Raw genomic sequence first — 12,802 nt, 5'->3', positions numbered from 1 at the left:
AAGACTGTATTGCGTTAGATTAGCCCTTGTAACTATGAATTTAGCTCAAAATCGTGCAGAAACAAGCTAATTTTAGTCTAAAATCGGATAAAACAGAAATTCTTATTATTAATTATTCAATGTATAGATAGTCATAATGTACTACCGGTTTCTTTCCATGCTTGCCAATCGCTTCTTGTGCCTGTTTCGAATCACAGTTCACTTTCCCAACGCCAACTTGGTTTCCTTGAAAGTCCATGATACGTACAATGTCATCTTTCTCAAATTCACCTTCAATATGAGTGATTCCGATCGGGAGGATACTGACAGCTTTTTCAGAGTTTAGAACTTCTGTAGCGCATTCATTTATGTGAATTTCCCCTTTGGCGAAACCTTCGCTATGGGCAATCCATTTTTTGACGCTGGATACCGGTTCGTCTGATGGTATAAAACGTGTACAAAGAGTTTCTTCAGGATGCTGTAATAAATCTACCAGAATATTATCCCGCTTCCCGTTGGCAATAATCACTGTAATTCCTTCATCAGCAACTTTGCGGGCAATATTGGTTTTCGTCAACATCCCCCCCCGTCCGAAACTGGACTTAGTTGTCTGAATATAGTTGGATAAGTCTTTGCCGTGACCGATCTCCCGAATAACAGAAGAGCTTGGATCGGAAGGTGAACCATTGTAAATCCCGTCAATATTACTTAGGATAATGAGCGCCTGCGTATCCATCATGGAAGCGATGAGTCCGGACAATTCATCATTATCGGTGAACATCAGCTCGCTGACGGAAATTGTATCGTTTTCGTTGACAATAGGAATGACATTATTTTCAAGCATTACCGTCATGCAATTTTTCTGATTCAGATAATGGCGGCGAGTACCAAAACTTTCCTTCGTTGTCAGTACCTGGCCGACAGGTATATTGTGCTCACGGAAAAGTTCGTAGTAACGGTTGATTAGTTTGGCCTGACCCACAGCAGAAAATAATTGGCGCTGATCTACACTATCGAGTTTTTTCTGCGGATGCACTTCACTGCGTCCGGAAGCAACAGCTCCCGAAGAAATCAAAATGATTTCTACCCCGGACTTGTGTAATTCCGCTATCTGGTCAACAAGTGCCGACATACGGGTAACGTCCAGCGTTCCGTCGCGGCGTGTTAATACATTGCTTCCTACTTTTACTGCGATTCGTGTAAATTCCTGTTTCATCCTTACTAACGATTTGAAAGCACAAATATAGAGCTTTTTGCCGATATGCTACCAAAACAGGCTAAAAAGAATTATCTTTGCAGCTAGATAGAGAAAAGATAAACAATGAAACATACAAATCCACAAGTAGAACAGATGACCTCCTTCATCGTAATGGATGTGTTGGAGAGGGCAAACGAATTACAGAAACAAGGTGTTGATATTATTCATTTGGAGGTTGGTGAACCCGATTTTGATGTGCCGTCTTGTGTGTCGGAAGCAGCAAAAGCGGCTTATGATCGTCATCTTACTCACTATACACATTCTTTGGGAGACCCAGAACTCCGGCGGGAAATTGCTGCTTTTTATCTACGGGAATATGGAGTGACGGTAGATCCGGATTGCATTGTGGTGACTTCCGGTTCTTCTCCATCCATTCTTCTTGCGTTGATGTTGCTCTGCAACACGGATAGCGAAGTGATTCTTTCCAATCCGGGATATGCTTGTTACCGTAATTTTGTGTTGGCTACCCAGGCTAAACCCGTTTTGGTTCCTTTGTCTAAAGAATATCTGCAATACGACATAGAAGCTATTCGTAAATGTGTGAATCCACATACAGCGGCTATCTTTATCAATTCTCCGATGAATCCGACCGGAATGTTGCTGGATGAAAAATTCTTGAGAGAAGTGGCAGCACTGGGAGTTCCTGTTATTTCGGATGAGATTTATCATGGACTTGTCTATGAAGGACGTGCGCACAGCATTCTTGAATATACCGATCAGGCTTTTGTCCTGAACGGATTTTCTAAACGTTTTGCGATGACAGGTCTTCGGCTGGGTTATTTGATTGCACCTAAATCTTGTATGCGTTCTTTGCAGAAGTTGCAGCAAAATCTATTTATTTGTGCGTCCAGCGTTGCCCAACAGGCTGGGATTGCTGCATTGCGGCAGGCTGATTCGGATGTGGAACGGATGAAGCAGATTTATGATGAGCGTCGCCGGTACATGATTACTCGTCTTCGGGAAATGGGGTTTGAGATTAAAGTAGAACCTCAAGGAGCATTTTACATTTTTGCCAACGCACGCAAATTTACTACCGACTCTTATCGCTTTGCATTCGATGTACTCGAACATGCGCATGTCGGCATTACTCCCGGGGTGGACTTTGGTACGGGAGGTGAAGGATATGTACGCTTCTCCTATGCAAACTCATTGGAGAATATCAAAGAAGGACTGGACCGTATCAATCGCTACCTTTCTCGTCCCGACTTCTGATTAGCTCGGTGGCTGCTTCGTATTCTTCCTCTGTCACGAGGACGGATACGGAAGGAGCGATATAGGGTGCTAATGTCCCCATAATTCCATCTTTGATTACACAACGGATATTGTTGCTTTCTAATAACCCTTTAATGATTTCGGCTTCCCAGGGGGATCCGGAGAATACTTCTATTGCCTTGCTATAATCTTCTTCTTTCATGATCTTACTTATTAGGGGTTGTTATCTACAAATATAACAAAAAAGAGAGAGAAATGGTTATTTATTTTCTTAAAAATTATTCGAGTGTGATATGTTTTACGCTAATCTGCTGTTTAAGGAAAGTAGAGGCCGATTCTGAAAACTTTTCTTCCGCTTCGGTCGTGTAAAACTGGCAGTTGCCATTCTTAGTACATTTGGCATCCATTTCGGGATGTCTTGTCAGATAGTCTTTCAGGCTTTCTGCAACATATTCTCCTTGTGCAATTACACTGATATGATCCGGAATGTATTGCCGGATTTTAGGTAGGAGTATGGGGAAATGGGTACATCCGAGGATGACAGTATCTATTTGAGGATCCTTTGACAGTAATTGGTCGATGTACTTCCGGATAAAATAGTCTGCTCCTTCGTCTTGTGATTCGTTATTCTCAACTAAGGATACCCACATCGGACATGCTGTCCCGCTGACCTGAATTTCAGGAAACAGTTTATGTATTTCTAATGGATACGATTCGGATTTGATGGTGCCTGCTGTTGCCAGCACACCGATATGCTGATTCTTGCTAATCTCTCCAACACATTCTACAGTGGGGCGGATGACTCCGAGCACACGGCGGGCAGGATCGATTTGGGGTAAATCATTCATTTGAATGCTGCGCAAAGCTTTGGCGGAAGCAGTATTGCAAGCTAATATAACCAGATGGCATCCCATATCAAACAGTTTGTTGACGGCTTGCCGGGTAAATTCGTATACGACTTCGAAAGAACGTGTCCCATAGGGGGCACGTGCATTATCTCCCAAATAGATATAATCATATTCCGGTAGTACTTCTCTAATCTTGTCTAAGATGGTCAGACCTCCGTAGCCGGAGTCGAATACTCCGATTGGGCCGGGCGTATGGGATAGATGTTGCTTCATGATAAACTTGATTTATATACGCAAATGTACACCAAAAAAAGGGAAAGAGAAAGAAGATGATCCTTCTTTCTCTTTCCCTTTTGGTATTTCTTTATTCTTGGTCAGTTCTTATTTGATACCAAGATTTGCTTTTACCTTGCTAGTCAAGTTGATGCTCTGTGATTCGTTTACATAAGGAATCGAAGTTCTTGCCAGATCGAAGATGTAGATTACACCTTCTGCAGCGCCTACAGCTTTGATAGCATTGTCCAACTTCTGATAGATAGGGGCCATTGCGTCATTCTGTGCTTTCTGCATTTGTTGTTGAGCATCCTGTTGGAATTGCTCTTGTCTCTGCATCATATCCTGCAACTCTTTCTGTCTTCTTTCAGCGATGTTAGGAGGAAGAGAATCCTTAGCGATAGCTTGTTGGAATTCCTGATATTTCTTGTTGAATTCTTCCTGCGTTCTCTGTAGTTCGGCAGTAAGTTGTTTTTCTAAAGTCTGAATATCATTTTGAGCTTTGGTGAATTCCGGCATCACAGTGATGATTTCCTGTGCATTAATGTGGCCGAATTTCAGGTTCTGTGCAAATACACCCATTGGGAGTGCAAGCAACATTACAAGTGCAATTTTTTTTAGCATAGTTCTATAATTTATTTGAATGATTTTTAGTTATTTCCAGCTGCAAATGTATGAAATTAATTTGAATATCCTAATTTTCTTAGGATTTCATCACTAATATCTATGCGTGGATTTGCAAATATTATACCTGTAGCAGAGGCTCTGTCAATTACCATATCATATCCATGTTGCTGTGATATAGCTTTCACTGCTTCATAAATATCATCCTGAATCGGAGTAATCAACTTGTCTCTCATCTTGGCTAATTCGCCTTCCGGACCGAAGTAGTTACGCTTCAGCTCGGCTGCTTCTTTTTCCTTCGCTACGATTGCATCTTCTGTCTTTGTTTTTTGTGCGGCAGAAAGAGTGGAAGATTTAGCCTGGTAATCCTGGAACATCTTCTGTGCTTCTTTAGCCAGAGCTTCTACTTCACTCTGGTATTTCTTCGTAGCTTCTTGCATTTGCTCATTAGCGCTTTGAGCTGCCGGAATATTCTTCATAATATATTCCGTATCGATCAGTGCAAATTTCTGTGCATTTGCTGCCATGCTGACAGCAAATAGCATCATGATTAATAGAACAGACTTTCTCATAACGTTTAGTTTTTGATGATACATTAGAATTCTTGTCCTAAGATAAAGTGGAACTGGCTTCCTCCATATTGTTTAGAACCAAATACTTTGTCGAAACCGTAACCCCAGTCAATACCCATCATACCAATCATCGGAAGGAAGATACGAACACCGACACCGGCAGAACGTTTCAACTCGAATGGATTGAATTTCTTGATATCATGCCATGCGTTACCTGCTTCAAGGAAACCTAACACATAAATGTTAGTACTTGTTTCCAGCATCAACGGATATCTCAATTCGATACCGAGACGTGCATAGGCATAACCTTCAGAACCGTATGGTGTTAATGAACTGTTTTCGTAACCACGCAAAGCGATGCTTTCAGTTGCATAAGTTGAATAACCGGTCATACCGTCACCACCTACGTCGAATGTACCGAACGGAGATTTCTTGTATTGGTTATAGTGACCTAACAGACCGAATTCCGTACGTGTCATTAATACCAGACATTTAGGATGAGCAACCGGATCCATCAGCGGAGTATATGTTTTGCCTTTGAATTTCCATTTGTGGTATTCTATCCATTTATGAAGCTTATTCATGTTGTCCTGGGTAATGCTACCTGTTTCAGGGTTGCTGTAATATCCCTTATAGTCTTTACCGTCCATCAACGAGTAAGGCGGTGTGAACTGAACTGACAGTGAGAAATCTGAACCCGAACGAGGGAAGATTGGGTTGTCAATAGAGTTACGAGCCAAAGTCAATGAAATGCTAAGGTCATTACATTTACCGTTGGTGACCGGGAAGTATTGCCAGTCGCTCAAGTTATAACGTTGGTAAGCTAATTCTGCGGAAAGAGTGAAATAGTCATCCGGCCATTTCAGACGTTTACCCCAACCTACGGAAAGTCCCCACATCTTGATAGATTTATCAGGGTCATAATAGTTTTCGTAGTTGTTATAGTTACCATAGTTGTACATTCCATAACCACCGTAGCCACTATACATACTGTTGTAATAGTTGTTGAAGTAGCTGGAGTTGTAGTAACGGCTACTGATATCTGTCTGTACGGAGAAGAATGCCGATACAGAGAATGAATTCGGACGTTTACCGCCAAACCATGGATCGAAGAATGAAATACTGTATGATTGGTAGTATTTAGCGTTCGTTTGTCCGCTGATAGTCAATGTCTGACCGTCACCTTGCGGAAGGATACCACGGTAGTTTTCACCCGGGTGCAACAAGTTGGCTACAGAGAAGTTGGTAAACTTCAAGCTCAACTTACCGATAATACCCGTCTGTCCCCAACCTGCAGAGAATTCCACCTGGTCGTTAGCTTTGGAAGTCAAAGGCAAACCTATGTCAACAGTTCCGTTCATCGGATCCGGTTGAATATCCGGTTGCAGTTTTTCCGGGTCAAAGTGTCCCATCTGCTGAATTTCACGCAAAGAACGCATCAAGTCTTCTTTGCTGAACAATTGTCCCGGACGAATACGAAGTTCACGACGAACAACGTTTTCATACAAACGGTCATTACCACTGATCTTGATCTTATTGATAGTAGCCTGACGACCTTCATAGATTCTCATTTCGAGGTCGATAGAGTCGCCAACGATATTTACTTCTACCGGGTCGAGGTTATAGAACAGGTAACCGTTGTTGTAATATAAGTTACCGATAGCGTCATCATCTGTAGAAACACGTTCGTTCAATAGCTTCTGGTTGTATACGTCACCTTTCTTCATGCGGAGCAGGAAGTTCAACTGTTCTGACGGATAGAGAGTGTTACCTACCCATGTAACGTTACGCAGATAATATTTCTGTCCCTCGTCTATATTCAAATAAACGTTTACAGTCTTTTCGTCATACTGTGAAACGCTGTCTTTTACAATCATTGCATCACGGTAGCCCAACTCATTATATTTGTCGATAATCAGTTGCTTATCTGCCTCGAAGTTCTCCGGCACGAATTTTTTGGTGCGGAACAAGTTACGAAGTTTACCTTTCTCATTGGTTTTCTTCATTACTTTCTTCAGCTTGGAAGCCTTGATTGCATGATTACCAACGATTTGTATTTCGTGTACTTTGATTTTTTCTTTTTTGTCGATATCAATGTCGACGATCACCTGATTTTCGCTGGATGGATCGTCTTTCTGCGAGATGATTACTTCTGCATTTTTGAATCCTTTATCGTCGAAATAACGTTTGATTAATGTCTTGGCACGGTCTACGGTATTCGGAGTAATCTGCATACCTTTTACCATTCCCAGCTTGCTTTCAAGATCGGTACGTTCCGACTTCTTCACACCATGATAGCGCACATCTGCGATACGCGGGCGTTGTGTCAGACTGATTTTTAACCAGATTTTGTCGCCTTCAATTTTCTCGGCTGTGATTTGTACGTTTGAAAACAAACCATGACGCCAATAACGTTTGATTGCTCCAGTAATTTCGTCACCCGGCACAGTAATTGTTTGTCCTACCGATAGTCCGGATAGTCCAATCAATACATAGTCTTCATAATTCTTTACGCCTTCGACTTTAATATCTGCTATCTCATACTTTTTGGGTGTTCCAGAGTATAAGATGACAGGTTTCGAGTCTTCATCAGTGTTAGCATTTTGCGCAATGCCTGTTGTTGCAAAGCAGCACAGGCAGACAAACGTTATGAATATAAAGGAAATACGATAATGCATTTATGTTATAATTTGATGTTTCGAGTTATATTAGCTGATCTGTTCACTGGTTTTGCCGAATCGGCGTTCCCTTTGTTGATATTCCCAAATGGCTTTGTAGAATTCTTCTTTATCGAAGTCGGGCCAAAAGGTGTCACAAAAATAAAGCTCCGAATAAGCGCATTGCCATAGGAGATAATTGCTTAGCCGGATTTCGCCTCCCGTTCGGATCAGTAAATCTGGATCGGGCATAAAATTAGTATCCAAATGAGATGAGATACACTCATCGGTTATTTGTTCGGGAGATATTTCTCCCGTTTTTACTTGCGTTGCTATTTGCCGTACAGCTTCGGTTATTTCCCAACGGGATGAGTAACTAAGAGCTAATACCATATACATACCACTATTTTTGGATGTACGTTCTATGCATGATGCCAAACTTTTCTGGACTTCAACAGGTAACTTTTTGAAATCACCGATTACATTGAAGCGAATATTGTTTTTCATCAATGTCTCTTCTTCAATAGATTCTAGCAATAGATTCATCAGAGCCGCAATCTCGTCTTGCGGCCGATTCCAGTTCTCGGTTGAGAAGGTGTACAGTGTCAGGTACTTGATTCCCAAACGGGCGGCATCTTCGGTAATATTCTGTACCGTTTCTGCGCCAGCACGGTGACCGTAAGTACGTTCTTCTCCTCGTTGTTTTGCCCATCGTCCGTTCCCATCCATTATGATGGCCACGTGTTGTGGTATCCGAGTTTTGTCTATTTGTTCTATATAGGACATCTTTTTATTTTAAACGTATACGTTTTTATTTGCCAGCTTTTGCCAAATCAAACCATAGTTGATTAAGACGACCACGCCATACCTCTGAATCATGATTATAAGTACGTGTTTCAGTTGTGGTAGACTTAGTACTTTCTGCTTTTTCTACCTCTTCTTCGAAACTGGCGCTTCCTTTACTAAATATAATCCATAGATTTTGAGTCGCAGGGTCTAGTACCATTGAGTAATTCGTTTTACCTCTGAATTCAGGATCTACACTAGGGTTTGGAGTTCCTCCTTTGCTCCAATCTCTATGAGGAAATGCAAACTTGGAGTTAGCTTTTCTCCAGAATAACCCTTGATTGGAAACATAAATAGAACTGAAATTTTGGCCAAATATATATACTAAGTCATTGTAATATATGATAGATGGTTGAGTATATTTGGGACAGTATGCAACGGAGGAAGTTGTTGAGAACTCAACCCATTTACTTCCGTCATATGCCCATACAATGGTCGTTTCTAATTCGCTGTCATCAGCCAAAGTCGCCGTCTCTGTATCTCCCACTAAAAGGACAGATTTAATATTTGTCGCAGACTCATATACTGTGTAGGATATGTTTTTAGTTGGGAAATTAGCAGGTACTTTTCCTTCGTCGTAAGTTTCAAGAGTCTCTATTTGTTTATCATTTGTCTGATAATAGAAATAGCGTTGGTTGTCTGCTTCTTTCTTTATATAACAAATTCTGCTGATTTGGTTATTTGTCAGTGTCGCTAAGAGTAACTCCACTTTGTCTCCAAACTTTTTAGATACTTCCCAATTTATTCCATCTTCAGATTCATACACTTTATAATCATCGGAGGTCGCATATAACATGGCGTTGCTTCCGTCAAATTTGAAAGTTATGATAGAAGTCGGAAGTTTACCTTCCGGTAATCCTATAGTTTCTTGTGGGGTCCCACTGCCGAAATTAGTTAAAGAATTCTTATACACATATAACCTGCTATTAACTACAGAGTATGTGAATACTTCGCTTCCAAAAATAATGGATTTTTGTTCTCCTGTAATTTGGATTTGGTTATTAATTTTATCCATATACTTCCATCTCAACGAATCCGGATCATGCTGATGCACATTTACCTTAATAGTATATTCCTTAGTTTGATTAGGAGATATTCCCGCTAACGCTTCTGTTGACCACACTTTAATAGTGAGATCTTCCCGAAGATCGATAGAATCATTGATGTTTATGACAGAATCGTTACCGCTTTTGTCTTTCATTGTTACGACGCCTGATGCCGTAGTTAATGTTTTGATTAAAATCTTGTCAATGATGGTATCGGCATGAACAGGAAGAGAGTCCTCGTTATAAATTTCACGTGATAATTGATCAATAGTGAATTTATAACTCCCAAGGCCTGCTGTGTCAAGTGCAAACGCATGGATAGTTGCATCCGGGCTATATTCGATGTTATTATCGTCATCAAGACATGACGTTATAACAAATGACACCATGAAAAAACTCGCAATGAATGATAAAAACTTTATTTTCATTTGAAAGATTGTGTTTATTTACAAGTTGCAAAAATAGAAACATTTTTTCCGATAATGAACATTACAGGTAAGTTTTATATAAAATTATAGATAATAACACTGTTTTTATCGACGTAAAACCCCCTGAATAGAACTATCTTAGCTATATCCGATGAACATAATGCCAAAATTGTCTTTCGAAGTGTTCTTCTATCGAATAACTAAAATTATCGTCCATTTGAGGTGCTTTAACACCGGAATGTAGCCTGCTGGGGCACTTCTCGATATACGCCTCGTCCCATAGCTCATCATTAATGAATGATTGCAGCAATTGGCTGCCTCCTTCTACCAGTAAAGATTGTATTTTCCGTTGATACAGTACTTCCATAATCTGCTCCAGTGGGTTATGATTGAAGTCAATGGAGATATATGTGATGTTGGTTCTTGCTGGCTGTTTCTTTTCAGTAAAGACTAATGTTGGCACATTTCCATCGAATATTTGTAAATCATTCGGAAGAGATAATGTGCGGTCTAATACGACACGTATTGGATTATGCCCATACCAGTTGCGTACCGTTAGCGACGGATTATCCAATAAAGCTGTTCGCCTGCCTACCATAATAGCATCAGCTTCCGCTCTTTTTTTATGTACTAGCATTGAAGTGAGAGGCGAGGAGAGTATCACAGGCATTCCACTTGTACGTTCCATATCAATAAAATGATTGGCTGACTCTGCCCATTTTAACGTGATAAAAGGCCGATGAAGTGTATTGAAAGTAATAAAACGACGAATCAGTGATTGACATTCTTCCTCTAATATGCCGACTGTAACTTCTCGTCCGGCATCCCGTAGTTTTTGAATCCCCCGTCCGGCTACTTCAGAAAAGGGATCCTGGCATCCGACAACAATGCGCGGAATCTGTTTCTCTATAATCAGATCCGCACAAGGAGGTGTTTTCCCGTAGTGGGAGCAAGGTTCCAAACTGACGTAAATCGTAGAATGTTTCAATAAAGACTCGTCTTTGACAGAACGGATTGCATTGACTTCCGCATGTGCCTCTCCGCAACGAATGTGATAACCTTCACCGATAATACGTCCGTTACATACGATAACAGCTCCTACCATCGGGTTTGGAGGCACATTGCATAACCCGTTCTTTGCAAGCTCAATGCAACGCCTCATGTATTTTTCTTCTTCCATTTTGGTGCTCTTCGCCATATTATTCTTACTTTTGCACTCCGAAATTGTGAAAATATGAATCGTATCACCGCTTACATTCGCCAGTCTTTGCAGGAAATCTATCCGCAGGAAGAGATAAAAGCTCTTTCAATGCTGATTTGTTGCGATATGTTAGGCTTAGATGCGCTTGATATTTACATGGGCAAAGATATAATTTTATCCGAATGCAAACAGCGTGAATTAGAAAACATTATATTCCGTTTACAGAAAAATGAACCGATACAGTACATTCGCGGTTTTGCAGAGTTTTGTGGAAGGAATTTTAAGGTTGCTTCCGGCGTGTTAATCCCTCGACCGGAGACCGCAGAACTCGTAGAGCTAATAGTAAAGGAGAATCCGAATGCCCGTCATCTGTTAGATATAGGTACGGGAAGTGGATGCATTGCGATCTCTCTGGATAAAAAACTTCCGGATGTAGACGTAGAGGCATGGGATATTTCGGAAGAAGCGTTGGCTATTGCCCGTAAAAACAATGAAGATTTGGAAGCCGGGGTGAGATTTCTGCAAAGAGATGTATTGTCTGATGACTGGGAAAAGGTGCCGTCTTTTGATCTGATCGTCAGTAATCCGCCTTATGTGACTGAAACGGAAAAGAACGAAATGGACGCTAATGTCCTTGATTGGGAACCGGGGTTGGCCTTGTTCGTTCCTGACGAGGATCCTTTACGGTTTTATAATCGTATAGCCTGTCTGGGAAGTGATTTGCTATTGCCGGGCGGAAAACTTTATTTTGAAATCAACCAGGCTTATGGCCGGGAAACAGCACACATACTTGAAATGAACCAATATCGTGATGTTCGTGTTATAAAAGACATATTTGGAAAAGATAGAATAGTTACAGCTAACCGATGAGTGCACAATTAACTGATGAAGAGGCTTTAAATCGCGTAGCCTCTTACTGCTCCACTGCCGAGCATTGCCGGGCAGAAATAAATGAGAAGTTACAACGTTGGGGAATTGCCTATGATACCATTGCGCGTATTCTTGACCGACTGGAATCAGAGAAGTTCATTGATGATGAACGTTTCTGCAGGGCTTTTGTGAATGACAAGTTCCGCTTTGCCAAGTGGGGGAAAATGAAAATAGCCCAGGGGCTTTACATGAAGAAGATCCCTTCTGATGTGGCATGGCGTTATCTGAATGAAATTGATGAAGAAGAATATCTTTCTATTCTGCGTGACCTGCTGGCTTCCAAGCGGAAAAGTATCCATGCGTCAGACGATTATGAATTGAATGGAAAGCTGATGCGATTTGCCATGAGTCGTGGATTTGAACTGAAAGATATTAAGCGTTGTATCGACATTCCCGATGAAGAGGAACAAATTGACTGAAAAAATAAACGGATTCTTCTTTTTATTCTCGTTCAATTTCTGTACTTTTGCGGCAAATAATTAATAGTTAGTTTAGTTATGAAAAACTTAGAGAGACTATTTGCGGAGAAACTGTTGAAGATTAAAGCTATTAAACTTCAACCCGCTAACCCTTTTACATGGGCTTCTGGATGGAAATCCCCCTTTTACTGTGATAACCGTAAAACTCTGTCCTATCCTTCTCTTCGTAATTTTGTGAAGATTGAAATTACACGTCTGATATTAGAACGATTCGGACAGGTGGATGCGATTGCTGGTGTGGCTACAGGCGCTATCCCGCAGGGAGCTTTAGTAGCTGATGCATTGAATTTGCCGTTCGTGTATGTTCGTTCTACCCCCAAAGATCATGGATTGGAAAACCTGATTGAAGGTGAACTTCGTCCGGGTATGAAAGTCGTAGTCGTAGAGGATTTGATTTCTACAGGTGGTAGTAGTTTGAAGGCTGTTGAAGCAATTCGTCGCGATGGTTG

The 12,802-nt window shown here is 41.1% G+C and carries 13 protein-coding genes; 4 read left to right on the top strand and 9 right to left on the bottom strand.

The annotated features are described in order from the left end of the window. Positions 1-112: 112 nt before the first annotated feature. Positions 113-1,195 (bottom strand): glutamate 5-kinase, encoded by a 1,083-nt coding sequence (proB, locus tag ACT8YW_RS18515; RefSeq protein ID WP_444106684.1) that lies wholly within the window; start codon positions 1,193-1,195, stop codon positions 113-115. A 105-nt stretch (positions 1,196-1,300) separates the two neighbouring features. Here proB and ACT8YW_RS18510 point away from each other — a divergent pair, with 105 nt between their 5' ends. Then, positions 1,301-2,449: a pyridoxal phosphate-dependent aminotransferase gene (locus ACT8YW_RS18510; RefSeq protein WP_004324592.1), complete on the top strand. Its 1,149-nt coding sequence runs from the start codon at positions 1,301-1,303 to the stop codon at positions 2,447-2,449. Here the strand turns inward: ACT8YW_RS18510 and ACT8YW_RS18505 are convergent. From ACT8YW_RS18505 to ribD, 8 genes are all read right to left on the bottom strand, one after another. Further along, positions 2,418-2,651 (bottom strand): DUF2007-related protein, encoded by a 234-nt coding sequence (locus ACT8YW_RS18505; RefSeq protein WP_004299777.1) that lies wholly within the window; start codon positions 2,649-2,651, stop codon positions 2,418-2,420. The genes ACT8YW_RS18510 and ACT8YW_RS18505 overlap by 32 nt on opposite strands. Before the next feature lie 76 nt (positions 2,652-2,727). Beyond that, positions 2,728-3,570 (bottom strand): glutamate racemase, encoded by an 843-nt coding sequence (murI, locus tag ACT8YW_RS18500; protein ID WP_444106681.1) that lies wholly within the window; start codon positions 3,568-3,570, stop codon positions 2,728-2,730. A 108-nt stretch (positions 3,571-3,678) separates the two neighbouring features. Then, on the bottom strand, positions 3,679-4,194 hold the full coding sequence (locus ACT8YW_RS18495; protein WP_004299779.1) for an OmpH family outer membrane protein: 516 nt from the start codon (positions 4,192-4,194) through the stop codon (positions 3,679-3,681). Positions 4,195-4,250: 56 nt separating this feature from the next. Continuing rightward, entirely contained in the window at positions 4,251-4,766 is a 516-nt protein-coding gene (locus ACT8YW_RS18490; protein ID WP_004310500.1) for an OmpH family outer membrane protein, read from the bottom strand. A 23-nt stretch (positions 4,767-4,789) separates the two neighbouring features. After that, positions 4,790-7,444 (bottom strand): outer membrane protein assembly factor BamA, encoded by a 2,655-nt coding sequence (bamA, locus tag ACT8YW_RS18485; RefSeq protein WP_008997928.1) that lies wholly within the window; start codon positions 7,442-7,444, stop codon positions 4,790-4,792. A 30-nt stretch (positions 7,445-7,474) separates the two neighbouring features. Further along, positions 7,475-8,209, bottom strand: coding sequence for an isoprenyl transferase (locus ACT8YW_RS18480; RefSeq protein ID WP_444106679.1), 735 nt, complete (start codon positions 8,207-8,209; stop codon positions 7,475-7,477). A 25-nt stretch (positions 8,210-8,234) separates the two neighbouring features. Next, complete coding sequence (locus ACT8YW_RS18475) at positions 8,235-9,743, bottom strand: DUF6242 domain-containing protein (protein ID WP_444106677.1); 1,509 nt, start codon at positions 9,741-9,743, stop codon at positions 8,235-8,237. Positions 9,744-9,885: 142 nt separating this feature from the next. Beyond that, a complete protein-coding gene (ribD, locus tag ACT8YW_RS18470; protein WP_444106676.1) occupies positions 9,886-10,941 on the bottom strand; it encodes a bifunctional diaminohydroxyphosphoribosylaminopyrimidine deaminase/5-amino-6-(5-phosphoribosylamino)uracil reductase RibD in 1,056 nt (351 codons plus the stop codon). Between the two features lie 36 nt (positions 10,942-10,977). Here ribD and prmC point away from each other — a divergent pair, with 36 nt between their 5' ends. The 3 genes from prmC to pyrE form a co-directional block, all read left to right on the top strand. Then, on the top strand, positions 10,978-11,814 hold the full coding sequence (gene prmC / locus ACT8YW_RS18465) for a peptide chain release factor N(5)-glutamine methyltransferase (RefSeq protein WP_444106674.1): 837 nt from the start codon (positions 10,978-10,980) through the stop codon (positions 11,812-11,814). Beyond that, positions 11,811-12,293, top strand: a complete 483-nt coding sequence (locus ACT8YW_RS18460) for a regulatory protein RecX (protein WP_444106672.1) — start codon at positions 11,811-11,813, stop codon at positions 12,291-12,293. Before prmC ends, ACT8YW_RS18460 begins: the two co-directional genes overlap by 4 nt. Before the next feature lie 78 nt (positions 12,294-12,371). After that, positions 12,372-12,802 (top strand): orotate phosphoribosyltransferase (pyrE, locus tag ACT8YW_RS18455; RefSeq protein WP_444106670.1); only part of this gene is annotated, 431 nt, incomplete at its 3' end.

Source organism: Bacteroides sp., from assembly GCF_052357945.1.
Classification (GTDB): domain Bacteria; phylum Bacteroidota; class Bacteroidia; order Bacteroidales; family Bacteroidaceae; genus Bacteroides.
Note: the sequence above shows the minus strand (reverse complement) of the source record. Positions and strands in the feature narration are given on the sequence as shown.

Excerpts from the sequence above, each read along its gene's own strand:
- proB (WP_444106684.1), bottom strand. The coding sequence starts at position 1,195 with ATGAAACAGGAATTTACACGAATCGCAGTAAAAGTAGGAAGCAATGTA.
- ACT8YW_RS18510 (WP_004324592.1), top strand. The coding sequence starts at position 1,301 with ATGAAACATACAAATCCACAAGTAGAACAGATGACCTCCTTCATCGTA.
- ACT8YW_RS18505 (WP_004299777.1), bottom strand. The coding sequence starts at position 2,651 with ATGAAAGAAGAAGATTATAGCAAGGCAATAGAAGTATTCTCCGGATCC.
- murI (WP_444106681.1), bottom strand. The coding sequence starts at position 3,570 with ATGAAGCAACATCTATCCCATACGCCCGGCCCAATCGGAGTATTCGAC.
- ACT8YW_RS18495 (WP_004299779.1), bottom strand. The coding sequence starts at position 4,194 with ATGCTAAAAAAAATTGCACTTGTAATGTTGCTTGCACTCCCAATGGGT.
- ACT8YW_RS18490 (WP_004310500.1), bottom strand. The coding sequence starts at position 4,766 with ATGAGAAAGTCTGTTCTATTAATCATGATGCTATTTGCTGTCAGCATG.
- bamA (WP_008997928.1), bottom strand. The coding sequence starts at position 7,444 with ATGCATTATCGTATTTCCTTTATATTCATAACGTTTGTCTGCCTGTGC.
- ACT8YW_RS18480 (WP_444106679.1), bottom strand. The coding sequence starts at position 8,209 with ATGTCCTATATAGAACAAATAGACAAAACTCGGATACCACAACACGTG.
- ACT8YW_RS18475 (WP_444106677.1), bottom strand. The coding sequence starts at position 9,743 with ATGAAAATAAAGTTTTTATCATTCATTGCGAGTTTTTTCATGGTGTCA.
- ribD (WP_444106676.1), bottom strand. The coding sequence starts at position 10,941 with ATGGCGAAGAGCACCAAAATGGAAGAAGAAAAATACATGAGGCGTTGC.
- prmC (WP_444106674.1), top strand. The coding sequence starts at position 10,978 with ATGAATCGTATCACCGCTTACATTCGCCAGTCTTTGCAGGAAATCTAT.
- ACT8YW_RS18460 (WP_444106672.1), top strand. The coding sequence starts at position 11,811 with ATGAGTGCACAATTAACTGATGAAGAGGCTTTAAATCGCGTAGCCTCT.